The sequence below is a fragment of the Curvibacter sp. GW821-FHT01G03 genome, from assembly GCF_059422285.1.
Genome location: NZ_JBWKWP010000027.1, coordinates 25,324 through 50,530 on the forward strand (window position 1 = coordinate 25,324; position 25,207 = coordinate 50,530).

Consider the following 25,207-nt stretch of genomic DNA (forward strand, 5'->3'; position numbering starts at 1 on the left):
ATCAGGGCTGCTGCGCCATGCCTCTGGGATTTGAAGCGCCTTTGAGATCCTGAAAAGGTGGCGGGATTGCCGCGCCCGATGTACCGATGGGGCGGATTGTGAGGAGGGCAGCTTTGCAGCGATGGCCGTCAACTGCTAGGCCAGCGCTGTTGGTCTGCTCTTCTGCCATAAGCGGTCCTGCCGCTGGTGTGGATTGATCGCACTTCAACCCGGCCGTTTGTCTGTAAGCGTGTGCGAAAGGTGGCCAGTACTCGCAGCCTTGTCGGCTCAGCAACGGTTCATTCACCTGAAGGAGGTAAACCTCGGCGAACCAGACGATGCACGAAGCGATGGCAGTTAGCACAAAGGCATTGCAGGTCCTCTAGCCGGGTCATGTGACCCGTAGGCATGAGGCCCACCTCAACTCGCGCGTGGTGTACCTCAATGCAAGCATCACCGTGTTCGGAGCCGAAGAGTTTGACAGGATCTGTTCGACACCTCTCGCAGAACAAGCGGCCGTGCTTCCTGATGAAGTCTGCTTTTTTAGCCCGAGCCGCCGCAGGCTTGCGCTCGCGGCTGATATGTTGCTTCAGGGTCTTTGCTCCTTCAGGATACACATCGGGAGGGGTGTCGTCTTGATCGAGGTTGAGCTCAGCCACCCCTGGGTGGTTCTCGTCCTTCCGGACAATGCAATACCCTGCCTCCCGAATAAGCCGAAAGCAAACAGAGTCTTCTCCGCCGGAAAAGTGCTTGGGCAGAATTTCGCGCCCGAGTGCGCGAGCAAGAGCGTGGCCGAACACAGCCTTTGGAGGAAGGCGTATGCCCTCATCGGTGATGAGGTCGTAGTCGGTGGACTCCCCGAATCCATGTGCAGTGCCATCCAAGAGGGCCGCAACACTTGCGTAAATCAGATCCGGGGTAGCCTCCCTCAGCAATTCGGCAGGAAGGCGCTCCTTGCTGCGCCGGTCACCAGAGATACCGGGATCGACGCAGTCAACGTCGAGAGCCTGCTCAAGAACTTTCGCGGACGCCGGAGTTAAACGGCGCACTGCTCGCATCGCATTGCGCTCGACCTGCCCTGAGACTCGTCGATCCAGCGCCACTCGGTTCGCGCCATCTTCGAATCGCAAGTTACTCACTAACTCAAGCGATAGCTCTCGAAAAGCGAATGTAGTAGACGTGTCAACTTCGGGCCAGAGGTACTCCCGCGCCTCCCAACTAATGCCAAGTGGCTGCCCCTCTGATGCCTTGGTGACCCTGCTCACCGTGAAGGCGCCGAGCAGACGAAGTACGCCGCCAGCGATGTTTGTCACATACACACGATCGCCGGGACTGACCTTGCCGATGAAGTCTGAGCCGCCGGCGCCCCGGAGTTGATCACCCAGAGATAAGTCTTGCCAACCCTTGGCGCCCCAATAAATAGTGAATGAGTTTGCCATTCGCTTCCTCTTTGAGCGGTATCCTAGCCTGCGGCAGACAGTGGTTCGGTAGAGAACGACAGGCGGGCTAGGAGTATCAAGGTTAGGGCTGATCGGTTACTTCAGCCGCAACGCCTGCTTCCAGTCCGGCGCCTGCCACTCCCAGACGTGAACCTCCTCGAACATCTTGGGCAAGAGCAGGCGACCGATCTCGATGCTCGCCGACAGCGGGGTTGCCGGATGTATGTGCACGACTCGGACGCCGGCAGCAAAAAGATGCTGTAGGAACGCGTTGAAGCTCGTGCGGAACTGCTGAATGTGCGCGTCCTTACGGATGATGCCGCGGCCCGGAGCCACAGCTTCGAACTCGACGAGTACGCGTCCAACGGGATGCTGAGCCCTGCCAGAAATGCTGACCACCACAGACACCTCGCGAGGTAGTGTCGCGGGTACGCTGTAGGCGTACTGCGGCTCGGGGCAGGCATCGCGAGTATCCCAAAGCCACTTCTCGCCAGGGAGGTCGAGGATGGTTGCTGGCGTCTTGTCTCCGACGAGCGAGCCGAGCTTCATTAGCATTGGAATGGGGGCAAAGCCCGCAATTGTTAGGTGCGCAGCGCCACCTCTGGCCGTAAGTTCTGGAAGGACGAGCCTCTCGTATTGCTGGGTGAGTGCGCGTTGTGCGTTCGTCCAGAAGTCGGGGTCGTTGTCCTGGAGATGGAAATTGCTCCGGTCGATGTGGATGGCGGACGGCGTGGGGAACTGATGGAAGTTGCTGTTGGTCAGCATCGCATAGTGGATATCGCGAACCTCGACGACAGGCACGTGAGCACCAATGGGAAACGAAATGACGAGCGGCATGCTTTCGACCACTCCCGTGGCCGAGTAAATGCGCTCGATTCGCGCCTCATGCTCGCGCTTCATCGCGCGTAGCTGCTCTGTCGTGAACTCGTTGCTTCGGCCATCGCGGTCGATACGAGCGTGGCAGTCGAAGCACGCGAGCATGAGGTTGCTCGGGTCTGCTGCAAGCCTCTCTGACTCGCCTGGAATGCCACGAGCCCCAGCGGGGCTGTCGGCAATGATGTGGGCGTACTCGCTGACCTTGCATCTGGCCTGAGTAAGGAAATCCCGGTCCACCGGCTTGCAGCAGCCGCGGAACTCGCATCGGCCGCCTGCGGCAACCCACAGGTCACGCCGAACCGAAGTCGGGACGTAGGCGCGCTCGGCTGTCCTAGCCAGGACCTTCGATTTAGCGCCACTGCTACTAGGTGATTTCCTTGCGTTCATTCTTGTTCTCCAGCTTCAACTCCCGCAGCGCGCCGCGACGACTAAGCGTCCAGACGCGAATGCAGTGCGTGCCGACGATTGGGAAGAAAAGGCGTTCCCCCTCGTAGGTGTCGCCGGCGACGGCCTGCCGCCAGTCGCTCTGGTCAACACCAGACGGCGTGGGGTCACGCTCGGGATGCGTATGCCAAAGGCCAAGGTACGCGGAGGTGCTATGTTCCTGCAGCCACCGCTGGCGAGCCACCTGTTCGTGCTTGCTAGAGCGGAAAAAATTAAACCGGCTACGGCGGTCAGCGTCTTGGGGCATTGTGACTTCGTCGACAACTATGTCGTGCGAGTCGAGTAGATGCCGTCCCATCATTACGCCACCGGCCTCCCTATCCCACGACCGGTGTTGTGCGAACGACTGCATCTGCTCGAGTGCGTGCGCGACGATGATGAGGCGCTGCCTGGGCGTCACGCGGTAGACCAGGTTCACGGCGACGACTCCTCCGGCTTGCGACATTGACGGCATGGGCGGCCAAACACGATGCGGGTAGCTTCCTCGAATGACGTCATCTGTGCAGTTTGGAACCACGGCGTAGCCCGCAAACCGTGCTTAGAGGCGGCCGTTCCCTCACCAACCCAAAAGTGGTAAGAGGGCCTACGCTCCTCGTCTCTAGCCGTCACCGAGGTCATTGCCAAAAGCAGATGCTCGGCTGCCAAGAGGCCGGTCTTTCGCGCCTGGATGGGCCCGAACGGCACGAACGACCCGGCGCACCCCGTTAAATTGCGAGTAACGGGCTGGTTCGGCTCGAGGAACGACGTACGAGACGCCTGCGAAGGCAGACCCTCATCATCTCGATAGACGCAGTCGAGGCAGCCTTCACCCGTGGTCCACATCTGTACAGAGTGACCTCCGAGGTCCATCGCCTCTAGCCACGTGAAGACCACCGGGATGTCGTGCGGCCGGCCTTTGAGTACTCGCGAAAACGAACGCTCCACCGAAGGTGCGCCGAACGCGAATACGATTCCGTCGTAGTGGTGGAGGTCAGCAGTCTTCCACCACTCTTGCGCGGTCGAGGTAACCGGGGTGATGCTTAGGCTGGGGTACCGCCGCTCCAACGCAAGCTTGAGCCCAAAGGGCTTCGGGGTATCGATGTAGAGTGGCTCAAGCAGGTGGCGAAAGACGTTGTCTGCCGAGTACTCGTCGTAGTCGACTACTGTGAGCTTTCCAACGCCTGCCGCTGCCAATGTATCGGCGACAACGCAGCCGACGGCACCTGCTCCGAGCACGGCCACGTGCTTTCCGAACAGTTCCAGCGAGGCACCGCCGCGCTCGCGCATGTAATGGGGCGCATGCCGGCGCATGGTCAGCGGCGTGACGGACGCACTCTTTTCGATCGAGCCGCCGCGCGCACTAAATACCGCAGCGACAAGCGACATTCCACCGGCCTTGCGGGGAACCGAGACTAGCAGCGCCAGCTGCTTGGGCGAATTCTTCGACGGGCCGAGAAGCTTGTCCCACAGCTTTAACTGCTCGTGCGTCAGCTGTTGGTGCACAGCTTCGACGAAGGCCGGCGTCAGCTTGTCGGGCTTCGCAGGTGGCAGCTCCAGCGCATCCAGGTGCACGTACAGCGCCCGTTGCCCGGCAAGCTTCTCCTGCCGGACGTCCCAGGGCTGGTCGGCGTCAGGTTCGACGAAGTACCAATTCGGCGCCTTCAGCCTGGAGTTAACGAACCCCTTGAGCATCCGCGACTTCCCGTCGACCTCGAAGTAGGCACGAGAGCGCAGCGAACCAGGCAGGTGCAGCCAGTACCCCTCGAGTTCATTGAAGAACTCTACGTAACCTGTGGCTGCATCGACCGCAGACTCCTCGAGCAAGTCGAAGGCCTTCAGGGCGGCGTGTGCCACGATTTCCGCGGGGCGGCTCGGGTCCAGAGACAGACCCTGGCCATCGTCGATGCACACGGTTCCCGAATAGCTGACGTGCGCGAGCGGCGTGGTGGGCGGCTGCGTCGCGACCCACGGGAGACGCAGACGCGCCTCGTCGCAGTCGATGAAGACGGGCCACTTGCGCGTCGCTCCCGTCAGCTCGACAGCCAAGATGGTCGGCCGCGATTCCTGCATCCGCTCGACCGCAATGCCGCGAAGAGAGCATACGGACTTCACCGCGTCGAACGCGACATCTACCTTCACGGGACCGCCAACCTTGGGGGAGAACTTGTCCGTCAAGCGGAGTTGCCGGTGCTGATGACGGCTGGCGCCACCATCTTGGCCGTCTCAGCCTTTTCAGGCACCTTGAAGTCATCACCGAACTGCTTCTTCAACACCTTGCATGCGTCCTCAGGTAGGTCTTTGTCGTAAGCCTCTTGGAGGGCGTCACGCAGTGACTCGAGCCGTTCCTTGAAGTCCTTCATTTGTGCAGCGGTGCGCATGGCCATCAGGTCTGTATAAGGCTGGACAGGCAGTGAGACTGTCAGACGCTCGTGCCATCCGCCCTCCTCGCGGTATTCGCTGTTAAAGTTGGCCAGCATCGTCTGGACCCAGTCCAGAATCGCCAGCAGGTCCACAGGTTTCCCAGACGTGCTGAAGTTCGGCTTGAACCACTTCAGCGCCGCCACTGTCAGCGCGATGCTGAGCGGCGCGCCGGGCCCGGAGAATTGCCAATTGCGCCAGCGCTTTAAGTAGCGAATGCAACGGCGGTACTGCGCCAACTCTTCTGAGTCATCGAACGCGCTGCATACCAGCTTGGTCAGGCCCTTCGGGTCAGACGCTTCCCAGATGCGGTACTCCTCGGCGGAGTTCTCCTTGCCCTTGGCCAGGTAGAGGGTCCCGTGGGCGTCCTGGCTGTAAATGGCGAGGTCGACGTGATAGGCCGTCTCGCCACCGCTGATGTAGTTGACGGTCACGCACGGTCGGCGAATCGCGACCGTGCGGAAGTTCGTGTCTACTGCGTCGCGCACCTTTTTCTTTAGCACCACCGGGTCGGGGTACTTTTCCTGGTTGCAGTCGAAGACGAGGCCGACGTCGATGTCGAAGTTGCCGTTCAAGGGCACCACGCCTGTGTGCATGGAGTAGCTGCCCTGGTTGAAGTTGGTGAAGGCGGGCACGTCGTTGCCGAGGTTGGTCCTCAACGCCTTGATAATGGTTTCGCGCTTCTCTCGAAGCGTGGCCTTCTCGTCGTCGTCATCGAAGCAAATGGCCTTGTGGAAGTCCTCAAACTGCTTTTGTACTGCAGGCATCTTCTTGTTCCTGTCGTCAAAGAGCCAGGCCACGAATACAGCGAAGAGTCCGAGACCTAGTAGGGGGTGCATGGGCGTGTAATCAGTTCACCGTTATATGCATTCTAGCCTGGCTGAGCACTATATATGCGGTATTCGTCAGGTCGAGACACTACCTATAGCGTGAGACGGCGCAGCGTGGGTGCACAGAAAAGACGCTCGATACTCAGTCCTCTGGCAAGAGTTCACAGGCAACAGCCAGTCCCGCATCGCCATCTCCGAGTCCAACGGCTCCTACACGTATTGGGCATGCGGACCAACCATGCCGTCGGCGTAGAACGATTTGCACACAGAGGGAGGGCTTCATAACACGTCGTGAAGGTCCATACCCTGAGCCTTCGTGCCAACACTCGGTCAGGGTGGCTCAACAGTCCGCTATCGACTAGACCGGTCATTCGACGAAAGCGCCCTGAGCGACTGTAACCAGCCTAAAGCAGCCCCCACCCCCCTCACACCGCCCTCACCCCCGCCGCCACCCGACTCCCCCCATCCACCACCAACGCAATCCCGGTCACAAACGACGCATCGGGCCCGCACAAAAACAGACAGGCACCAGCCATCTCGTCCGCGCTGGCCATGCGGCCCAGGCCGATTCGGGCGACGGTGCGCTCGCGGGCTTCGGCTTCGGTGATGCCGAGTTCGGCGGCCATCTCGGCCATTTCGGCGGCGGCCATGGGGGTGTCGACCCAGCCGGGGCACAGGGCGTTCACGCGGATGCCCTGGGGGGCGTGGCTTTGGGCGGCCGAGCGGGTGAGGGCCACCACGGCGGCCTTGCTGGCGGCGTAGCTGGCCGAGTCGGCCCCGGCGTTGAAGGCGGCCACCGAGGCGATGTTGACGATGCTGCCTGCGCCTTGCGCCTGCATGGCGGGCAGCACGGCGCGCATCACGCGCAGGGTGCCCTTGAGGTTGATGTCGTGCTGCCGGTCCCACACGGCGTCGACGATGGTGGCGGCACTGTCTTTGGCGATGACGCCGGCGGCGTTGACCAGGATGTCGATGCGGCCATGGCGGCGCAGCACCTCGGCCACGGTGGCCTGCACCTGCTCGTCTTGGGTGACGTTGCAGGGCAGGCTGTGCGGGCCTTCGGGGCGGGGCCAGCCGCAGGCGACCACGGTGGCGCCCTCGCGGGCCAGGCGGCGGGCCACGGCGGCGCCGATGCCGGTGGCAGCGCCTACCACCAGGGCGATTTTTTGGTTCAACAGCAGCATGGTTTCAGGCCTTTTCGGTACAACGTTGCAGTTCACGCTCCAGCACCTCTTCGACCGGCACGGGGCTGAACAGGGGCAGCTTTTTGACGTAGCGCGTCCAGATGGCGGCATACAGCGCGGTCAAGCCCAGCATCACGCCAAAGGGTACGTAGATGTCGTGCGGGTTCATGTTGGGCGGGGTGATGAACCAGATGGCGACGGCGATGCCGGCCGAGGCCAGCACCTGGGGCAGCGGAAACCAGGGCGAGCGGTAGGCGCGCATCAGGTCGGGGCGGCGCAGGCGCAGCACGATGACCGAGGCATTGACCAGCAGGTAGGCAAAGCCCCAAGAGCACACGGCGGCCAGCACCAGCGGCATGATGCGATCCAGGTCGCCCTGGATCAGCAAGGTGTGGGCGATGGGGATGGCCACCGACACCACGATGCCAAACACCGGGCTGCCGTGGCGGGGGTGCAGGCGCCCGAAGATGGCGGGCAAGGCGCCCTCGCGGGCCATGCCGCACAGGATGCGCGGCAAGCCTGCCATCAGGGTGTTGATGGTGGCAGCCCCGGCCAGCAGAAAGGCGATGCCCAACCAGAAGCGGCCGGCCGGGCCCATCAGGGTCTGTGCGAACACGGGGATGGCATCGGGGGTTTCGAGCAGGTGCACGCTGCCCTGGGCGTCCAGCGCCACGTTTTGCACCTGGCGCGCCATGGCGGCGCCCCAGATGACCATGCACAGCCACACCAGCACCAGGCCCAGCATCATGGCGCGCGGGATCAGGCGGTGCGCGCGCTTGAGTTCGGGCGCCAGCGGGGTGACAAATTCGCCGCCGAGGAACATGAACATGGCCATGCCCACCAGCGACATGACCGAGTACGCATCGGTGCCCACCTGCGACTGGCCAAAAAAGCCATCGAGTTGCACCACGGGCGCCTGGATCAGGCCGCACAAGCCGAAGCACACCAGGGTGACCCACATGCAGACGGTGAGCACGATCTCGACCTTGGCAAAGGCGGTGATGCCAAAGTAGTTGAGCCCGCCGAACAGCAGCACCATCACCACGCCCACGGCCCAAGTGGCGTGGTGGTCGACCAGCAGGCCGTGCAGGGCCGGAAAGTTGACGGTGGCCATCACGCCGCTGAGGATGGTCTCGGCCGTGCCGGCAAACACATGCACCAGCATGTAGGCCGCCAGCGTGCCGGTGATGGCCCAGAAGCGGCCCAGGCCACAGGCGATGTAGTCGTACACCGAGCCGGCTGTGGGCAGCATGGCGGCGGCCTCGGCAAAGGTGGTGGCCTGCAGCTGCATGAGCACAAAGGCGATGCCCATGGCCAGCAGAAAGCTCACACCGCCGATCGAGAAGCCGGCCGTGGCCGTGAGGATGACCGGGCTGGCCATGACCAGGCCCACCGCCGTGGCCAGCGCGGTGGGGAAGCCCACCACGCCGTGGTCAAGGTGGGCTTGCAGTCGTTGATGAAGAGAGTTCATGTCAGGGCCTTGCTGCAGGGCTGCATTGCTGTGTTTGGGGCTCAGGCGGGGGCGGTTTCACTGAAAAACGGGCTCTCGGGCAGGGTCGAGCCGCCATCCACCACCAGGGTCTGGCCGGTGATGTAGCGGGCCGCCGGGCTGGCGAGGTAGCACATGGCGTAGGCAATGTCTTCGGGCCGGCCCAGCTCGCCAGCCGGGATGTGGGCCGCGATGCGCCGCGCGCGCTCGGGGTTGGAGAGCAGGCTGCCGCCCTGCTTGGCAATGTAGCCGGGCTCGACGCCATTGACGGTGATGCGCTCGGGCGCCAGCTCCAGGGCCGCAGCACGGATGAAGCCGTTGACCCCGGCCTTGCTGGCGGCATAGTGGGCCGCACCCGGCATGGCCACACGCGGCCCGGTGACCGATGAGGTGACCAGGATGCGTCCCCCGCCCTGCCTGCGCAGGTGCGGCAGCGCCGCCTGGGTGAGCCAGAAGCAGGCCTGCAGGTTGACGGCCAGGGTGTGGGCCAGGTCGGCCTCGCTGAGCTGCTCCAGTGAGGCCCAGGGGTTGATGGCCGCGTTGTGCACCACGATGTCGAGTGCGCCAAAGCGGGCCACGGCCTCGGCCACGGCGCGGCGGGCCTCGGCGGGCTGGCCGATGTCGCAGCCCATGGCCTGGGCCTGGCCGCCCTGGGCCACGATGCCGGCGGCCACTGCCGCACCGGCCTCGGCGCTGCGGTTGGCGATCAGCACGCGGGCCCCGGCGCGGGCCATGACCTGGGCGATGGCCGCGCCGATGCCGCGCCCGCCGCCCGTGACCAGGGCCACGCGGCCTTCAAGACCAAACTCGGGCAAGCTCATGCGCACACCTCTTGCACAAACTCGGCAAACACGGCGTTGTGGCGGTCCACGTCGTCGCTGCGGGTGCCGGGGCAGCACAGCATCATGTTGTGGAAAGGGGTGATCAGCACGCCGCGGTTCATCAGGTACAGGTGCAGCAAGGCCTCCAGATCGGGGTTGCGGTGGCGCTTCACGTCGCTGGCGTTGCGCGGGGCATCGGGGGCGAACAGGGTCTCGACCCGGGCGCCCACGCAGGTGGCATGCCAGAGCAGGCCGTGGGCCGCGATGGTGGCGTTCACGCCCTGCTGCAGGCGCTGGGCCAGGCCCAGCATGCGCTCGAAGGCCTCGGGGGTGAGCACCTCGGACAACACCGCCCGCATCACCGCCACGGTGAGGGCATTGCCGGCCAGCGTGCCGCCAAAGCCGGCGTGGGCGCTTTGGCGCGCCGTGGGCGGCAGCTTGGGCAGCACCTGCCACACCCGCTCGGCCGTGGCCTGGCTCAGGCCGAAGGCCGCGGCCGGGATGCCGCCGGCAATCGCCTTGCCGACCACGAACATGTCGGGCTCCAGCCCGTGCAGGGCGGTGTAGCCGCCGGGGCCGCTGCTCAAGGTGTGGGTTTCGTCGATCAGCAGCAGGGTGCCGGTCTCGCGGGTGAGGCGGCGCAGGGCCTCGTGGTAGCCGGGGTCGGGCGCGATCATGCCGTAGTTGGTCATGGCCGGCTCGGCCAGCACGCAGGCCACATCGCCCTGGCGCAGCGCGGCCTCCAGGGCCGGGATGTCGTTGAACTCGATCACGCAGCTCAGCGCATCGTGCGGAAAGAAGTTGTGGTGGATGTTGTTGCGCATGTGCACCTCGCCCTCGCGCAGCTCCACATGGGCCTCTTCAACGCTGCCGTGGTAGGCGCCCGAAAACACCAGCACCCGGGGCCGCTCGGTCACCATGCGGGCCAGGCGGATGCAGGCGCGGTTGGCGTCGCTGGCCGAGGTGGTCAGGTTCCAGTACGGCAGGCCGAAGCGGCGCGCCAGCTCCTGGCCCACCCAATCGGCATCGCCGCCGGGCAGCATCAGCGAGGTGCCGATGCGGGCCTGGCGCGTCATGGCCTCGACGATGGCGGGGTGGCCGTGGCCGCACATGCCGCCGGTATCGCCCAGGCAGAAGTCGACATAAGGGTTGCCATCGACATCGCTGAAGCGCACGCCGTAGTCGTGCGGGCGGTCAGCCACGTAAATGGGCCAGCCGCCGATCCAGCGGCGCATCCAGTGCGAGGGGGCCCCATACAGCCAGCTTTGCTGGCCCTGCTGGTAAAGCGCCCGGCTGGCGGCCCGGGTGCGGGCATAAAGGGCCTGTTCTTGCTGCATCAGGTCGGCCACGCGGGCCATGCTGACGCCATTGAGGGTGTCGGTCATAAGAGGGAGGGGCTTCAGGAGAGTGAGGGGGTGGCCAGGCCGAGCAGGTTGAGGGCGGCGGCAAACGAGGCGCGGGGCTGCATGACGTCGAAGTGCACGGTCTGCCAGCCGGCCCGCTGGGCGCCGGCGATGTTGCGGGCCTGGTCGTCGACGAACACGCAGCGTTCGGGCGGCAGGCCCAGGGCCTCGGTGACCAGGGCGTAGGCACGCGGGTCGGGCTTGAGGATCTGGGTGTAGGTGGCGTCCACCACCACCTCAAAGCAGTCCATCAGCGGCAGGCGCTGCCGAAAATCGGCGCCATAGAACAAGTCGAGCTCGTTGGACAGCACGGCCAGCCGGCAGCCTGCGGCCTGGGCGGCCTGGATGGCGGCCACGGCCTCGGGGCGGATCACGGCCTGCACATCGGCCCCGCGGGCGCGCTGCACAAAGGTTTCCATGCGGTCCCAGTGCTCGCCCAGCAGGGCGCCCACCTCGCGGGTGCGCTGCATCCAGTAGTCGCGCTCGGTGATGCGGTCGGCCTGCATGTCTTGCCACAGCGGATCGCTGGCGGGGTCGAAGGGGCCGCGCCAGCGCAGGGTGCCGGGGGGCAGGCCCAGCGCCTGTTCCGACAGGGCATGGGTTTCGAACAGGGTGCGGCTGATGACACCGCCAAAATCAAGGACCAGGGCTTGAGAAGTCATGAAGAGCTGGGGCCAAAGAGGTGGCAAAAAGCAGGGTCTGAATGGGGCTGGAAGTGACTGGTAGAGGCTGACAAGAGGCTGGGCCTCAGGCCGTCGCCACAGGCACTGCCAGGGGGTTGGGGATCAGGCCCTGGGCCAGCCAGGTGTCGAACACCTGCAGGGCGGCATCGGCAAAGGCCGCGTCGTTGATGTGCGCGGGCAAGGCCTGCAGGCGGGTGCCTGGGGCCACGCTGGCCTGCAGCTCGTCGACCAGGGCGGCCAGGCCTTCGGGGTCGTGCAGGGGTTCGCCGGGGCGGTCCCAGCCTTCGATGCCCTGGGTGGGCAGCAGCAGCACGGTGGGGCCTTGGGCCTCAGCCAGGCGGGTGGTGATCTCGCGGGCCACGCGCCGGCGCATCTCGGGGCTGATGCTGATCGAGGACAACAGGCGGTTGTGGGCATGTTCGGCACGGCCGGCATAGCCTTCGGGCCGGGGGGCCCAGGCGGCATAGTCGACCATGTCGGTGGCGCCGGGGGCCACGATCTGCGGCACGCCTGCCCGGCCGGCACCGCGCAGGCGGTCGGCCCCGGCGGTGACGCACGAACCGGCCATGTGGTTGACCAGCTCTTGCAACGAGAAATCCATCACCGCCACAAAGCGGCCGCTGGCGGCCAGCGCCTCGAAGGCGCGCCCGCCCATGCCGGTGGTGTGGAACACGGCCAGCTCGAAGCCGCGCCGCTCCAGCTCGGGCTTGAGGCGCTTCATGTAGACCAGGGCGCTGGAGCCCAGCGAGGTCATGCCCACCATGGGGCGCTGGCGGTCGGGCGCCACCACGCTGTGGCAGGCCCCCATGACCGCGCCCGCCGCCTGCGACAGGGCCGACTTGCACAGGCTGTTGAGGCCGTACAGGCCACCGGCCCACAGCACCATGATGAGGTCGGGCGGGATGCGCTCGGCCGGCAGCAGGTGCGAGTAGGCGATGGTGGACAGCAGCACCTTCGGAAAACCCAGCGGCAAGGCGTTCATCACGTCCAGAGCCAGGTCGGTGCCCATGGTGCCGCCCAGGGCCAGCACGCCGCTGATGCGCCCCTCGGCCAGCAGACGCTGGCCGATGACAGTGGCACCACGCGCCATCAGCACCATCGAGGTGTTCTCGTCACCGCTGGCGATGACCTGGTCCAACGTGACGCCGGCGGCCTCGGCCACCTGGTGGTTGCTGATGTCGGGCACAAAGCCGCCGCGGCCCAGCACGCCCACGTCCAGCACCAGGGTGCGGCCGCCGGCCTGGGTGATGCAGTCGCGCAGGTAGGCCATCTCGTCACTCTTGGTGTCGACGGTGCCGATGAGCAGGATGCAGGGGGAGGCCTTCATGGTGCGGTCTTCCGGGGTGGCTGAGTGGCGGGGTAGCAGGTCGTCAAGCGGGGGTCAGAGGGTTTTCTGGACGGCATCGAAAGCGGCCTCCAGGGTGTCGACCAGAAAGTCGATCTCTTCGCGGGTGATGATCAGCGGGGGCGACAGGATCATGTTGGGGCCGGAGATGCGCACCATGGCGCCGCGCTGGTAGGCCTCGCGGGCCACGCGCTGCGGGATGTCGCTGCTGCGGGTGAGCGGCGTGCGGGCCGCCTTGTCGGACACCATCTCGATGCCCACCATCAGGCCCACGCCGCGCACGTCGCCCACAAAGCTGTAGCGATCCACAAACGTGGCCATGCGCTGCTGGAAATGCGCGCCCACACGGGCCGCGTTGCCGGGCACGTCTTCGGCCTCCAGCACATCGAGCGTGGCCAGGGCGGCGGCGGCGGCCACCGGATGGCCGCTGTAGGTGTAGCCGTGGGCCACGGTGCCGAGGCCGCCGCTGTCGGCCATGAAGGCATCGGACACCTTTTTGCCCAGGGCTGTGGCGCCCAGCGGCACATAACCCGACGAGATGCCCTTGGCCAGGCACCAGATATCGGCCTGCACGCCCCACAGCCGGGTGCCGAACCAGGCCCCGCTGCGGCCGAAGCCGGTGACCACCTCGTCGGCGATCAGCAGGATGTTGTGGCGGTCGCACACCTCGCGCACCAAGGGCCAGTAGTTGGCCGGCGGCACGATCACGCCGGCCGAGCCCTGCACTGGCTCGGCGATGAAGGCGGCAATGGTGTCGGCGCCCTGGAAGATGATCTCGCGCTCCAGCTGGGCGGCGCAGATGCGGCCCAGCTCTTCGGGGTCTTGCGTGAAGGCGTTGTGGTACAGCCAGGGCGAGTCGACATGGAAGCAGCCGGGCATCAGTGGCTCGTAGGCGCGACGGATGTTGCCCAGGCCGTTGACGCTCATGCCGCCAAAGTGCACGCCGTGGTAGCCCTGCTTCAAGCTGATGAACTTGGTGCGCTCAGGCTGGCCTTTGACCTTCCAGTACTGGCGGGCGATCTTGAGCGCGCCCTCGACCGCATCCGAGCCGCTGTTGCCGAACATCACGGCGCCCACGTTGTCGGGCTCCATCAGGCGCACCAGGCGGGCCGACAGCTCGATGGCGCGCGGGTGGGTGGTGCCGCGGAAGGTGTTGTAGAAGGGCAGCTCATCGAGCTGGGCCACGATGGCATCGCGCACCTGGCGGTTGCTGTGGCCCAGGTTCGAGCTCCACAGGCCGGCCACGCCGTCGATCATCTTGTGGCCGTCCACGTCCCAGATCCAGCAGCCCTCGCCGCGCGCGATGATGTCGGGCTGGGTCTGCTGCATGGCGCGCGGGTGGGCCATGGGGTGGAACAGGAACTTGGCGTTGTCTTGCTTCAGTTGGGCAATGGTGTCGGACATCTGGTTTCCTTGAATGCGATGGAAGATTGGCCGGGGTGGGCCAGGGTGGCCGGCTCAGGCCGGCACGCCCACGGTGATGGTCTTGATCTCGGTGTAGTGCAGCAGGCCCTCGGGGCCCATCTCTTGGCCGATGCCGCTTTCCTTCCAGCCGCCAAAGGGCATCTCGGGTTGCGACACGCCGAAGTGGTTGATGCCCACCATGCCGGCCTCGATCTCCTGGCCCAGGCGATGCGCGGTGTGCAGGTCGCGGGTGAAGGCATAGGCCCCCAGGCCGTAGGGCAGCGCATTGGCGCGGGCAATGGCCTCGTCCAACTCGTCATAGGGCTGCAGCACCGCGATGGGGCCAAAGGGCTCTTGCTGCTGCACCAGGGCGGTGTCGGGGGCGTTGGCCAGCACGGTGGGCTCAAAAAAGAAACCCGGCCCGGCCACGCGGTGGCCGCCGCACAGCAGCTCGCTGCCCTGGTCGAGCGCGTCGCTGACAAAGCGCTCCATGTCGTCCAGGCGGCGGGCGTGGCTCAACGGGCCCATCTGGGTGGCCGGGTCCAGCCCGGGGCCCAGGCGCAGGGCCTTGGCGGCAGCACTGAAGCGCTCAGCCCAGTCGGCATACAGGCTGCGGTGCACGTAAAAGCGGATCGGCGAGGCGCACACCTGGCCGGCATTGCGGAACTTGGCGGCCAGCGAGTTTTTCAGCGCAAACGGCAGATCGGCATCGGGGCAGACGATGACCGGGGCATGCCCGCCCAGCTCGCCCGTGAAGCGCTTGACCCGCTCGGCACACTGGCGGCCCAACAACTTGCCCACCGCCACCGAGCCGGTGAGCGAGGCCTTCCTGATGGCGGGGTGGGCGATCAGCAGTTCAGACACCTGGGCCGGGTCGCCGCAGACCATGTTGATGGCCTCGGGTGGCACGCCGGCATCGAGAAAGGCCTGCACGATCAGCATGCAGGTGGCGGGGGTTTCTTCGGCCGGCTTGATGACCACGCTGCAGCCGGCGGCCAGCGCGCTGCCCAGCTTGCGCGAAGGCAGGTTGGCCGGAAAGTTCCAGGGCGTGAAGGCGGCCACCGGGCCGATGGGCTGGCGGATCACCGACTGGCTCAGGATGCCGGGCACGCGGGGCGGCACGATGCGGCCATACAGGCGCTTGGCCTCTTCGGCCTGGAAGTCGAGGATGTCGGCACACAGGCCCACCTCGCGCAGCGACTCGCTCAGGGGCTTGCCCTGCTCCAGCGTCAGCACCTCGGCGATGGCGCGGGTGCGTTCTCGCAGCAACTCGGCGGTGCGGCGCACGATGGCGTAGCGCTCTTGCGCCAGCGTGTTGCGCCACTGCTTGAAGCCGCGTTCGGCGGCCTCGGCGGCCGCGTTCAGCTCGGCCGGGCCGGCCAGGGGCAGCAGGCCCAGCACCTCGCCGGTGGCAGGGTTGAGCACGGGGCGTTCACCGCCCGAGGCCCGGTGCAGCCATTGCCCGGCCACATGCAGAGCGAGTTGGGGATAAGAGGGGGTCATGAGAGTCCTGACAAGTTCACACAGGGGGTCTGGCCTGCCAGGGCAGGCAGGCCGTTCGATCCGTTGAAGGCAGTGTGCGGCGCAGGCCCCAAGAGGCGTTATCGGTTTCGCGCAAGAGAAACCTAGGGTTAGTACCAGGGGACTGGAGCAGACTGAGCCAGCACCACCAACGGGCAGGCTGGCGCGCTGCAGCCGGGGCCGGCAGGCCCTGCCCAAGGCCGAACACCGGGCCGAGGCGCAGAACATTCAAGGCGCGCTCAACAACCCCACCCGGCACTGGGCCGGGGGCCTGGCGGGCTTGCTCAGGCGGCAAAAGAGCAAGCTCAGCCAATCGACTGGCATGGGGGTTGTGAGGCCTGCTTTGTGCCGGTGCTTTGTGCCGGCCCAGAAGGCCGGCTGGCGAGTTTTGTGAACTTACCCAACATCTTTACAAAGACCCGGTAAATCTTGGGTAAATAGCAGGGCTTTCAGGGCCTACACACTCAGCTTCACCCGTGGCTGACCGATGTTCAATGCACTACCTTCCATCCAACCCCCAGGATTGTCATGAGCATCTCATCCACTTCCTCCAGCTACATCTCGCCGCTGTCGTCCATCCAGAGCACCAGCACGAGCACCGCGGTCAACAGCAGCGCCGACCCCGATGGCGACGGCGACGGAGGCCAACCGCACCGGGCCCACCGCGGCGGCGGCCACATGCAGCAAGCCATGGCGCAGGCCTTGCAAAGCCTGGGCCTGTCGCTGCCGCAAAATGGCAGCAGCGCCAGCACAACAGGCTCATCAACAGGCACCGACAGCGACGGTGATTCGGACGGCTCGACCAGCGCCACCTCCAACGTGCGCCAGGACATGCGCCAATTCATGCACGCCCTGTTTCAGGCCGTCAAAGCCGATAGCAGCAACGGCAGCAGCACGTCTTCAAGCGCCACCAGCAACGCCACCAGTGGCACCCAGGGCGATGGGCAAAGCAACTTCGCGTCGGGGCTGTCCAGTTTGATCAGCCAGGTGGCCAACGGCAATGCCCCATCGACCTTGCAGGATGCGTTTACCAAGCTGGCTTCTGACCTGCAATCCAGTGGTGGCAGTACTTCGTCAAGCAGCACTTCGAGCACCACCGGCTCCAGCGGCACGACCAGTCAGGCAAGCTTGCAGGCCTTCTTGAACAAGCTGCAGGAGAACCTGGGATACGGCTCGACCTCGGCCTCTTCCGCCGTCGGCTCGCTTCTCTCGACCCAGGCCTGAGAACAAGCCACCTTCGACCGTGGGTGGGGGCTGCTGTGGCCCCCGCTCTGGGTCGACCGACCCACGGCCCTGTCGGGTTGATTCAGGCCGTTGGCACCCATTCAGCAAAAAGCCAGCCGCTGCAGCTTGAGAGCGGGCCGGTCGATGCTGGCTGCCAGGGCTTCCATGTCGGCGGCGCCCACGCCGTGCGCCGCAAAGTGCACGGCCCAGGCGTCAACCACCCGGGCGACCTGGCACACCAGTTCGAGCGCGCGCGGCCGCTTGAGGCCGAACTCGCTCAGCTCGGTCAGGGCGTTGTCCAGGCTGGACTCGGCACCCTGGCGGCCCACACCCAAGGCTTGGTAGCCGAGGTTCTGCAGGGTGGGTAACACGTCGTAGGCAGGGCTCAGGTCGTAGTAGCCATCCAGTGCCAGGCACACGCTGTGGTTGCGCTCATGGTCGTCGGTGTTGTCCATCAGGATGTTGAAGACCATGCGCTTGAACAACTCTTCGCGCTGGTCGGCCTGGCGCTCGGGGTGGCCCAGGCGCAGCAACACGGTGGCCAGGGCGCCATAGCTTTCATGCAGGCCGGCTGCCCGCAGCAGCGTGCGGGCCGACAGGCAGTGCAGTCGGTACGGGCCGCTGCGATCAAAGCGCTCGATGGTCAGCGCATGGCGGGCCCGGCCATGGCGCGGTGGCAGCGGCAAGACGCCAGTGCGGGCCACGCGGATGCCGGCCTGTGCCGCCAAGGTCATGCTGGCGTGTTCGATCAAAGGGGTGTCGAGCGCATCGCCCAGCTCACTGAACTTGATGACGCAAGGCCCTGCATCGGTCTGCAGCAAGGCCTTGGGCTGGGCGCCCCCCAAGGTGACGCCGGGTTGCACCAGGCGCTGGATGTCGGGCGTCAACGGGGCCTGCGCCTGCACGTCTTCAACCGCGGCACTCAACTGCGCCAGGTCACGCAGTTGGGGGTAGGGGCCCAGGTGGCGGGGAATGTAGTGCTGTGCAGAGACCGACACGCCCAGGGCACCAAAGCGGTCATCGCCGGCAAACAGCAGCATCTCAAGAACGGACAAGCGCGCCGGGCGGTCCACAAAGCGGATGATGCGCTCGCCCCAGCGGTCTGGCCGGGCATCGTCGATGGCCCCGGGGGCACGGCCGCGCTCGCCTGCGCTGAAGATCTGGCCCTGGATCAGCGGCAGGTCTTCACTCAAGGCGAAATGCCACCAATCGGGTTGGTAGCTGAAGGTGGCGCAGTCGGGCAGCAGGGCCGACAAGCCCAACGGGCCCACCAGCGCGGGCTGCGCGGGGTTCACCAGAGCCCAGACATACAGCGGCTCTTGCGGCACGTAGCTGGCGGGTGTGACGCCCGGGGCCGTCATGCCGGAGGCTCCTTGGGCGAACCGGCCATCAAGGCGGCCAAGCCTGCCGCGTTGGCATTGCGGGCGGTGCGGGTGCCGGGGGCTCGGTCACGTGCAGGTGCAGGTGCAGGTGCAGGTACCGCAACAGGCTCCGCCACCCGCCAGGCCTGAATCGGGTCGCCCTGAGAAACGCTGCGCGGACGGGCCGCCTTGCGCGGGGCACTCACGCGGCTGAGCTCGCGCTCCAGGGCAGCATGGTCGTTTTGTGGGGCGATCAGATCGGCCAAACCCACGGCTTGGTTGACCAACCACAGGCACATCACATACGAGGCCATGGCCACCGAGGGGTCGCCCCGCTCGATGCGGGCCATGGTGGGCAAGGACACCCCCAGCTTGTGTGCCCACTGCGCCTGGGTCTCACCGCGCCGCTTGCGGGCGATCACGATGTTGCGGGCCAGCAGCTCGATTTGCTGCAGCACCGCCTGGGGGAAGTCAGAAGGGGGCGTGTTTTGCCTCGGCATTCATAGATGTTATCTAAATTGAGCCTAATGACAACTTTATGAAGAATTTGACGCTGTTCATTCCCCACAATTTTCAAAAAAACTTAAATACATCATAGATATTGAATTTCTTGAAAATTCAAGATATCTATGAATTTAAACCAGCATGACCAGGGCCACCCCGCAGAAAGGATCGATCGAGTGACACGGCGCTTCTGGCAGGTGCAAGGCGGGCCCCTGTGCTGCAAATTCACCGCTGGTGTCCAACACACGACGCGCGCGGACTGGATTAATGTGAACAATGCTGAGCACCCTCACCGCCCCTGGCGCAGCACAAAACCAGCACCCAAGGAGACACCATGGCCCGCACTGCCTTGATCGCGAGCATCACGCTGGCGGCACTCACCGCCTGTTCCACCGCCAGGCCCCAGCAGGCCACGGTCGACCAGCTTGTGCAGGAGGCCCAAGGCCTGGCCGGTGACGACCTGAAGTTTCTGCTGCCGGTCTGCAACCCGCAGCCGGCCGTGCGCGCGGCCCCCAGCCCGGCCATGGACGCGATGCTGGCCAAGCTCATCCAGCAAACGCCGCCGGCGCCCGGGCAGGCTTTCGACAACCTGTACTACGTGGGCTCGGCCTGGGTCAGTGCCTGGGTGTTGCAGACGAGCGAGGGCCTGATCCTGATCGACGCGCTGAACAACGCCCAAGAGGCCACCGAGCTGATCGAAGGCGGCATGCGTCGCCTGGGGCTGGACCCGGCCCAGATCCGCTACGTGCTGGTCACCCATGGTCATGGCGACCACTACGGCGGGGCGCAGATGCTGGCCGAGCGCTACCACGCCCGCGTGGTGGCCAGCGAGATCGACTGGAAGATGATGGAAACCACACTGGAGTTCGACTCGCGCCTGTGGGACCGCCCGCCCAAGCGCGACCCCCAGCGCGATATCGCGGTGCGTGATGGCGACACCCTCCAGCTGGGCGACACCACCGTGCGCTTTGTGATCACCCCCGGCCACACGCTGGGCACCATCAGCCCGGTGTTCGAGGTGCGCGACAAGGGCCAGAAGCACACGGCCATGATCTGGGGTGGCACGGCGTTCAACTTCGGTCGCGACATGGCCCGCCTCAGCAGCTACATCGACCAGACCGAGCGCATGCGGCAGCTTTCGGCCCAATGGGGCATCGACGTGCCCTTGAGCAATCACCCCGGCTACGACGGCACGGTGGCCAAGCTCAAGGCCCGGGCGGCGGCACCCGCGGGCCCCAACCCCTTTGTGAGTGGGCAGCCGGTGGTCGACCGGGCCATGCGCGTGCTCAACACCTGTGCCAAGGCGCAAAAGACCCGGTTTGAGCTGAGCGCCGACAGCGGTGCCGGCCCCACCACGGCCGCAGCCAGCTCACACTCCGAGCCTGATGAGCACCTGCTTGACGGCAGCCTGCTGGCCCTCGGCCAAGACCTTGATCAGGGTCCGGTGGCGTTCCCTCGCGTGGCTGCCACGGCTGGCTTTGCCGGTTCGCAAGCCCGCCCCCAGGAGAATTGACGTGGCCCTGATGTTCTCCCGCCGCCTGACCGCCTGCGCCGCCTTGCTGGCACTGGCCGGCACAGCCCAGGCCCAGCTTTCGGACACCGAGCAGGCCATCGTCAAGGCCGTGCAACTGCGCACGCCCGCAGCGCTGGCCTTGCTTGAAAAGTCAGTGCGCATCAACAGCGGCACGCTCAACCCCGAGGGCGTGCGTGCCGTGGGCGACCTGTTCCGGGCCGAGTTGGAGGGCCTGGGCCTGAAGACACGCTGGATCGACATGCCGCCCGCCATGAAACGTGCCGGCCACCTGACGGCCACACAAGAGGGCGGCAGCGGCAAGCGCGTGCTGTTGCTGGGCCACCTGGACACGGTGTTTGAAAAAGGCAGCTCGGTGCCGCTGTGGGAGCGCCAGGGCGACCGCGTGCGGGGCCAGGGCGTGAACGACATGAAGGGCGGCGACGTGATCATGATCGAAGCCCTGCGCGCCCTCAAGAGCGTGGGGGTGCTGGAGCAGGCCAACATCGACCTCATGTTCACCGGCGACGAAGAGCGAGCCGGCAGGCCGCTCGAGACCGCACGCGCCGACATGGTGGCGCTGGGCCGGCGCGCCGACTACGCCTTGTCTTTTGAAGGCAGCAGCAAACACCAGGGGGTGGACACGGCCAGCATCGCCCGCCGCTCCTCGGGCAGTTGGGTGCTGAAGGTGAAAGGCAAGCCGGGCCATTCGATGGGGGTGTTCTCCGATGCCTCGGGCTATGGCGCGGTGTACGAGACGGCACGCATCCTGAACACCTTCCGCGAGCAGGTGATCGAACCCAGCCTGACCTTCAACCCCGGCCTGGTGTTTGGCGGCACCCAAATCGCCTATGCCGAAGACACGGCCACCGCCAGCGCCTTCGGCAAGTCCAACATCATTGCCCGTGATACCGAGGTACTGGGCGACCTGCGCTACCTGTCGCCCGAGCAGGGCGAACGCGCCCGCCAGAAGATGCAGGCCATCGTGAACAGCGGCAACCTGCCGGGCACCTCGGCCACCATCCGCTTCACCGAAAGCTACCCGCCCATGCCCCCCACCGAGGCGGGCCACCAGTTGGCAGCGCAGTACTCGCAAGCCAGCCAGGACGCCGGCCTGGGCCGCATCGAGCTGCTGGACCCGGCCCTGCGCGGGGCCGGCGACGTGCAGTTCGTAGCCCCCTACACCGTGGGGCTGGACGGCCTGGGCGCCCAGGGCCGTGGCGCCCACACCGATGACGAAGACCTGGAGATCGCGTCAATCGAACGCGGGGCCATTCGGGCGGCGTTGCTGATTTATCGCTTGACCCGGGTGCCGACGGCACGCTGAGGCCATGTTCGTGCGCCGAGGTCGGCGCTCACCAGGCCTGCGGTGAGGGCTTCGCCTCAGAAGTCGTGGCGCAGGCTGACAATCCAGCCGGTGGTCCAGCCCGCCGCACCCAGCGTGTCCCGGGCATAGCGCAGCTTGAGTGACGCCGCCCAGGGGCCAGAAAGCTTCCAGGACAGACTCAGGGCCCCGTTGAGGCTGGAGACGCCGGCACCGGGGGGGCGATAGCGGGCATGCCGCGCACCATCGAACTCGTTCCAGTTGGCCAGGGTCAGCGACTGGCCGGCCAACTCAAACGGTGTCACCAGGGCCCAGCCCACCTGATAGCCGTTCCACCCCGAGTGGCCGGCCCTCACTTCGCTGTAGAGCGGGCCGACAAAGGGCGTGAAACGCGCCCGCCCGAAGGACAGCTTGTAGCCCAGGCCCAGCACCAGACTGGACTCGTGCCAGCGCGCATTGGAGGCGTACTTGGCCTGCGTGAAAAGGGTCAGCGCGTCGAGGTCACCCCCAGGCGCCAGCGACTGACGCCACTGGCCTTTGAGAAACACCGAGCTGGGGTTGACGGGCCGGTCGGTGTGTTCAAGATCGGCAAAGCCATACAACTCGCTGTCTGAGAAGCGGCGCCCGCCCTCGGCCTCCAGGTAGACAAAATCACTGCGTGGACGGCCCGGCACGCGCTGCCAGCTGAACTGATTGAAGCTGAGGTTGGCAAAGCCGGTGGCGGGTTCGGCCCGCGCCGGTCCTGCGGCCAACCAGATGCTCGGGCCAACGAACCCCAAAGTGCCAAGGGCCAGGAGGCGGCGAAAGGTCATCCAAGAAACAAGGGGCATGGTGGATCTCCAGCGTGAGGTAGAAGGGCGACCTTTCGGCCCGGTGTCAGTGCGCAGGACCAGGCCCTGCCGGCTTCTGGGCCGCAGGGGGCGGAGGCGGACGGAACACCGCGGCGAAAACGATGGCCAGCACCAGCGTGTAAACCGCGAATACAAGCCAGATGGCAGGCCAGTTGCGTGCCCCGTCGTAGCTAAAGCGATCGACCACCCAACCGCTGATCTGAGCTCCGGCAAAAGCCCCGATGCCGTTGACCAGGGTCATGAACAGGCCCTGGGCACCGGCACGCATCTCAGGCGGGCAGGACTGCTCAACGAACAGCGAACCCGAGATATTGAAGAAGTCAAAGGCACAGCCATAGACCAGCATGGACAGCAGCAGGAACACCATGCCCCAGGCGCTGGGGTCACCGAGGGCAAAAAAGCCGAAACGCAGGGTCCAGGCCAGCATGCTGACCAACATGACCGTCTTGATGCCGAAGCGGCGCAGAAACCACGGAATGGTCAGGATGAATAGCAGTTCGGACATCTGGGACACCGACAGCAGCATCGCCGGGTATCGCACCACCAGACTGTCACGGAAGGCAGCCTGGCTCGCGAAATCATGCAGAAAAGGGCTGCCAAAGGTATTGGTGATCTGAAGCACCGCACCCAGCAGCACCGCAAAACCAAAGAACACCGCCATGCCGGGCTGCCGCCAAAGCCAAAGCCAGCCGGGCCGATGCCCCTCGGCTCCCGCCTGTGCCTGCACAGTGGGAGAGGGGCGAGCCAAGGCAGGCAGCGTCATCGAGTACACCGCCAGCAGCAAGGAGGCACCGCCCGCCACGCGCAACTGCATGGCACTGAGCTCGAACTGCAAGAGGCTGATACACCACATGCCGGCCATGAAACCCAGCGTACCGAACACCCGTACGGGTGGAAACCAGCGCACCCGATCCAATCCGGCCTGCGTGAGGCATTGGTAGCACAGGGCATTGGACAGAGCCATGGTGGGCATGTAAGCCATCATGTTGAGCAGCATGACCAGGAACAGGGCATCGGTCCCTCGGGTATCAGCCGCCAGGAACAAGGTGCCGGCACTGAGCAGGTGACAAAGACCGTAGAGCCTGTGCACGGGCAGGAAGCGATCGGCCACCCAGCCCAGCAGGGCCGGCATGACCACGGCGGCCAACCCCTTGGCGCTGTAGATGTTGCCGACCTGCGAGCCGTTGAAGCCCAGCTCTCGAATCAGGTAGGCCCCCAGCGTCACCACCCAGCTACCCCAAATGAAATACTGCAGAAAGGCCATGATCTTGAGGCGGCTGCGGATGTCCATGAACGTCTCCAGGGGTGTAGGGCTGCGGGGTCGGGGTTGATTCGGGCACGACGGCTGAGACGAGCGCCTCGTTCAGAGCTCAGTTCGACCTTGAGCGCGGGCCTGGGCCCAGTGCCAAGGCACGGCCGTGCGCCAGCGGAGGCTGACCCAACCAGGCCGCGGCGGTCTGGCCGAGGTCGGCGAAGCTCTCGCGCAGGCCCTGCGCGCCGGCCCGCACCCGCGGGCCCCAGGCCAGCAAGGGCACCCTTTCGCGGGTGTGGTCGGAGCCCGGCCAGCTCGGGTCGCAACCATGGTCGGCGCTGATCAACAGCAGGTCGTCGACCCGCAAAGCCTGCAACAGGCCCGGCAGCAGGACGTCGAAATGCTCCAGCGCCTGGGCGTAGCCAGCGACATCGCGCCGATGGCCGAAGCGCTGGTCGAAATCGACAAAATTGCTCATCGTCAGGCTGCCCTCCGGCGCTTGCCGCACCTGATCGAGCGTGGCCTGCATCAAAGCCTCATGGCCGTAGGCGGGCACTGCCTTGCCAATGCCCCGATGCGCAAAGATGTCGGCGATCTTGCCCACCGCAATGGTCTGACCGCCGGCCTCGCTGAGACGCTCCAGCAAGGTGGCGGCGGGAGGTGGCATCGCGTAGTCGCGGCGATGGTCCGTGCGCTCGAAGCTGGCCGGATCATGACCCGTGAAGGGGCGGGCGATCACACGACCGATGCGCAGGGCATCGGCTTCACGCCGCATCGACTCGCACAGGCGGTACAGGCGATCCAGGCCGAAGGCGCTCTCATGGCAGGCGATCTGCACCACCGAGTCGGCCGAGGTATAGACGATGGGCCAGCCGCTCTCAAGGTGCTGCTGACCCAGGCGGGCAATGATCTCGGTACCGGAAGCGTGACAGTCGCCCAACCAGCCACGGATGCCCAGCGGGCGGCCAGCAGCCTGCAGCAGGGCCGGAGGAAAGCAACAGCCCCCAGGATCGGGGACAAAGTAGCCCCAGTCCTGTTCCACAGGCACCCCCATCATCTCCCAGTGCCCGGAAGGCGTGTCTTTGCCACGGCTGAGTTCATTGGCAGCAGCCCAGGCCCCGTGAGGCGGCGTGGTGTCACCGGGCAGGCCCTGGCCGCAGGCCAGCGCCAGGGCCTGCGAGAGCCCCAGGCCAACCAGTTGAGGCAGTTGCAACGGTCCACGTCGTTGCGCACCGTCACACTGGCCTGCGGCGCAAGCCTGGGCAATGTGAAGCAAGGTGTTGCTCCCCTCATCACCGAACTGCACGGCGTCAGGTGCCCCCCCGAGGCCCAAAGAATCCAGCACCAGGACAAAGACTCGGCTCAT

The 25,207-nt window shown here is 65.7% G+C and carries 21 protein-coding genes; 3 read left to right on the forward strand and 18 right to left on the reverse strand.

Features of this window, described 5'->3' with window-relative positions:
• Positions 1 to 278 precede the first annotated feature (278 nt).
• The 13 genes from AC07VS_RS26665 to AC07VS_RS26725 form a co-directional block, all read right to left on the reverse strand.
• Complete coding sequence (locus AC07VS_RS26665; protein WP_494752470.1) at positions 279 to 1,418, reverse strand: ScoMcrA-related endonuclease; 1,140 nt, start codon at positions 1,416 to 1,418, stop codon at positions 279 to 281.
• 96 nt (positions 1,419 to 1,514) lie between these two features.
• A complete protein-coding gene (locus AC07VS_RS26670; RefSeq protein ID WP_494752471.1) occupies positions 1,515 to 2,681 on the reverse strand; it encodes an HNH endonuclease in 1,167 nt (388 codons plus the stop codon).
• A complete protein-coding gene (locus AC07VS_RS26675) occupies positions 2,659 to 3,156 on the reverse strand; it encodes a Mov34/MPN/PAD-1 family protein (protein ID WP_494752472.1) in 498 nt (165 codons plus the stop codon). Before AC07VS_RS26675 ends, AC07VS_RS26670 begins: the two co-directional genes overlap by 23 nt.
• The gene (locus AC07VS_RS26680) at positions 3,153 to 4,892 is read right to left on the reverse strand and encodes a ThiF family adenylyltransferase (RefSeq protein ID WP_494752473.1); all 1,740 of its coding nucleotides are present in this window, start codon (positions 4,890 to 4,892) and stop codon (positions 3,153 to 3,155) included. The genes AC07VS_RS26675 and AC07VS_RS26680 overlap by 4 nt, the downstream gene beginning before the upstream one ends.
• The gene (locus AC07VS_RS26685; protein ID WP_494752474.1) at positions 4,889 to 5,902 is read right to left on the reverse strand and encodes a cyclic GMP-AMP synthase DncV-like nucleotidyltransferase; all 1,014 of its coding nucleotides are present in this window, start codon (positions 5,900 to 5,902) and stop codon (positions 4,889 to 4,891) included. The genes AC07VS_RS26680 and AC07VS_RS26685 overlap by 4 nt, the downstream gene beginning before the upstream one ends.
• Before the next feature lie 488 nt (positions 5,903 to 6,390).
• Positions 6,391 to 7,149: an SDR family NAD(P)-dependent oxidoreductase gene (locus tag AC07VS_RS26690; RefSeq protein ID WP_494752475.1), complete on the reverse strand. Its 759-nt coding sequence runs from the start codon at positions 7,147 to 7,149 to the stop codon at positions 6,391 to 6,393.
• 4 nt (positions 7,150 to 7,153) lie between these two features.
• Entirely contained in the window at positions 7,154 to 8,620 is a 1,467-nt protein-coding gene (locus tag AC07VS_RS26695) for an APC family permease (protein ID WP_494752476.1), read from the reverse strand.
• Between the two features lie 41 nt (positions 8,621 to 8,661).
• Positions 8,662 to 9,459 (reverse strand): SDR family oxidoreductase, encoded by a 798-nt coding sequence (locus tag AC07VS_RS26700; protein ID WP_494752477.1) that lies wholly within the window; start codon positions 9,457 to 9,459, stop codon positions 8,662 to 8,664.
• Positions 9,456 to 10,844, reverse strand: a complete 1,389-nt coding sequence (locus AC07VS_RS26705) for a transaminase (RefSeq protein WP_494752478.1) — start codon at positions 10,842 to 10,844, stop codon at positions 9,456 to 9,458. The genes AC07VS_RS26700 and AC07VS_RS26705 overlap by 4 nt, the downstream gene beginning before the upstream one ends.
• 14 nt (positions 10,845 to 10,858) lie before the next feature.
• Entirely contained in the window at positions 10,859 to 11,524 is a 666-nt protein-coding gene (locus AC07VS_RS26710) for an HAD-IA family hydrolase (protein WP_494659039.1), read from the reverse strand.
• A gap of 85 nt (positions 11,525 to 11,609) precedes the next feature.
• Positions 11,610 to 12,872 (reverse strand): Tm-1-like ATP-binding domain-containing protein, encoded by a 1,263-nt coding sequence (locus AC07VS_RS26715; RefSeq protein ID WP_494752479.1) that lies wholly within the window; start codon positions 12,870 to 12,872, stop codon positions 11,610 to 11,612.
• A gap of 54 nt (positions 12,873 to 12,926) precedes the next feature.
• Positions 12,927 to 14,273: an aminotransferase class III-fold pyridoxal phosphate-dependent enzyme gene (locus tag AC07VS_RS26720; protein ID WP_492350042.1), complete on the reverse strand. Its 1,347-nt coding sequence runs from the start codon at positions 14,271 to 14,273 to the stop codon at positions 12,927 to 12,929.
• A gap of 75 nt (positions 14,274 to 14,348) precedes the next feature.
• Positions 14,349 to 15,797, reverse strand: coding sequence for an NAD-dependent succinate-semialdehyde dehydrogenase (locus AC07VS_RS26725; protein ID WP_494752480.1), 1,449 nt, complete (start codon positions 15,795 to 15,797; stop codon positions 14,349 to 14,351).
• 546 nt (positions 15,798 to 16,343) lie between these two features.
• On the opposite strand from AC07VS_RS26725, the gene AC07VS_RS26730 reads away from it, so the two are divergent.
• Positions 16,344 to 17,039, forward strand: a complete 696-nt coding sequence (locus AC07VS_RS26730; protein ID WP_494752481.1) for a cellulose 1,4-beta-cellobiosidase — start codon at positions 16,344 to 16,346, stop codon at positions 17,037 to 17,039.
• A 101-nt stretch (positions 17,040 to 17,140) separates the two neighbouring features.
• Here the strand turns inward: AC07VS_RS26730 and AC07VS_RS26735 are convergent, their stop codons facing one another.
• Positions 17,141 to 18,400, reverse strand: coding sequence for a type II toxin-antitoxin system HipA family toxin (locus AC07VS_RS26735; protein ID WP_494752482.1), 1,260 nt, complete (start codon positions 18,398 to 18,400; stop codon positions 17,141 to 17,143).
• Positions 18,397 to 18,900 (reverse strand): helix-turn-helix transcriptional regulator, encoded by a 504-nt coding sequence (locus tag AC07VS_RS26740; protein ID WP_494752483.1) that lies wholly within the window; start codon positions 18,898 to 18,900, stop codon positions 18,397 to 18,399. The genes AC07VS_RS26735 and AC07VS_RS26740 overlap by 4 nt, the downstream gene beginning before the upstream one ends.
• A 338-nt stretch (positions 18,901 to 19,238) precedes the next feature.
• On the opposite strand from AC07VS_RS26740, the gene AC07VS_RS26745 reads away from it, so the two are divergent.
• Both AC07VS_RS26745 and AC07VS_RS26750 read left to right on the forward strand, forming a co-directional pair.
• Positions 19,239 to 20,417, forward strand: a complete 1,179-nt coding sequence (locus tag AC07VS_RS26745; protein WP_492350015.1) for an MBL fold metallo-hydrolase — start codon at positions 19,239 to 19,241, stop codon at positions 20,415 to 20,417.
• A gap of 10 nt (positions 20,418 to 20,427) precedes the next feature.
• Positions 20,428 to 21,741, forward strand: a complete 1,314-nt coding sequence (locus AC07VS_RS26750; RefSeq protein ID WP_494752492.1) for a M20/M25/M40 family metallo-hydrolase — start codon at positions 20,428 to 20,430, stop codon at positions 21,739 to 21,741.
• Positions 21,742 to 21,797: 56 nt separating this feature from the next.
• Here AC07VS_RS26750 and AC07VS_RS26755 read toward each other — a convergent pair whose 3' ends face one another.
• The 3 genes from AC07VS_RS26755 to AC07VS_RS26765 form a co-directional block, all read right to left on the reverse strand.
• Positions 21,798 to 22,568, reverse strand: coding sequence for an outer membrane protein OmpK (locus tag AC07VS_RS26755; protein ID WP_494752484.1), 771 nt, complete (start codon positions 22,566 to 22,568; stop codon positions 21,798 to 21,800).
• Between the two features lie 46 nt (positions 22,569 to 22,614).
• A complete protein-coding gene (locus AC07VS_RS26760) occupies positions 22,615 to 23,880 on the reverse strand; it encodes a nucleoside permease (protein WP_494752485.1) in 1,266 nt (421 codons plus the stop codon).
• A 79-nt stretch (positions 23,881 to 23,959) separates the two neighbouring features.
• A complete protein-coding gene (locus AC07VS_RS26765) occupies positions 23,960 to 25,207 on the reverse strand; it encodes a phosphopentomutase (protein WP_494752486.1) in 1,248 nt (415 codons plus the stop codon).

Coding starts and splice junctions, on each gene's coding strand:
- AC07VS_RS26690 (WP_494752475.1), bottom strand. CDS start 7,149: ATGCTGCTGTTGAACCAAAAAATCGCCCTGGTGGTAGGCGCTGCCACC.
- AC07VS_RS26695 (WP_494752476.1), bottom strand. CDS start 8,620: ATGAACTCTCTTCATCAACGACTGCAAGCCCACCTTGACCACGGCGTG.
- AC07VS_RS26740 (WP_494752483.1), bottom strand. CDS start 18,900: ATGCCGAGGCAAAACACGCCCCCTTCTGACTTCCCCCAGGCGGTGCTG.
- AC07VS_RS26670 (WP_494752471.1), bottom strand. CDS start 2,681: ATGAACGCAAGGAAATCACCTAGTAGCAGTGGCGCTAAATCGAAGGTC.
- AC07VS_RS26715 (WP_494752479.1), bottom strand. CDS start 12,872: ATGAAGGCCTCCCCCTGCATCCTGCTCATCGGCACCGTCGACACCAAG.
- AC07VS_RS26700 (WP_494752477.1), bottom strand. CDS start 9,459: ATGAGCTTGCCCGAGTTTGGTCTTGAAGGCCGCGTGGCCCTGGTCACG.
- AC07VS_RS26665 (WP_494752470.1), bottom strand. CDS start 1,418: ATGGCAAACTCATTCACTATTTATTGGGGCGCCAAGGGTTGGCAAGAC.
- AC07VS_RS26705 (WP_494752478.1), bottom strand. CDS start 10,844: ATGACCGACACCCTCAATGGCGTCAGCATGGCCCGCGTGGCCGACCTG.
- AC07VS_RS26755 (WP_494752484.1), bottom strand. CDS start 22,568: ATGCCCCTTGTTTCTTGGATGACCTTTCGCCGCCTCCTGGCCCTTGGC.
- AC07VS_RS26710 (WP_494659039.1), bottom strand. CDS start 11,524: ATGACTTCTCAAGCCCTGGTCCTTGATTTTGGCGGTGTCATCAGCCGC.
- AC07VS_RS26725 (WP_494752480.1), bottom strand. CDS start 15,797: ATGACCCCCTCTTATCCCCAACTCGCTCTGCATGTGGCCGGGCAATGG.
- AC07VS_RS26750 (WP_494752492.1), top strand. CDS start 20,428: ATGTTCTCCCGCCGCCTGACCGCCTGCGCCGCCTTGCTGGCACTGGCC.
- AC07VS_RS26765 (WP_494752486.1), bottom strand. CDS start 25,207: ATGAGCCGAGTCTTTGTCCTGGTGCTGGATTCTTTGGGCCTCGGGGGG.
- AC07VS_RS26685 (WP_494752474.1), bottom strand. CDS start 5,902: ATGCCTGCAGTACAAAAGCAGTTTGAGGACTTCCACAAGGCCATTTGC.
- AC07VS_RS26730 (WP_494752481.1), top strand. CDS start 16,344: ATGAGCATCTCATCCACTTCCTCCAGCTACATCTCGCCGCTGTCGTCC.
- AC07VS_RS26745 (WP_492350015.1), top strand. CDS start 19,239: ATGGCCCGCACTGCCTTGATCGCGAGCATCACGCTGGCGGCACTCACC.
- AC07VS_RS26735 (WP_494752482.1), bottom strand. CDS start 18,400: ATGACGGCCCCGGGCGTCACACCCGCCAGCTACGTGCCGCAAGAGCCG.
- AC07VS_RS26760 (WP_494752485.1), bottom strand. CDS start 23,880: ATGGACATCCGCAGCCGCCTCAAGATCATGGCCTTTCTGCAGTATTTC.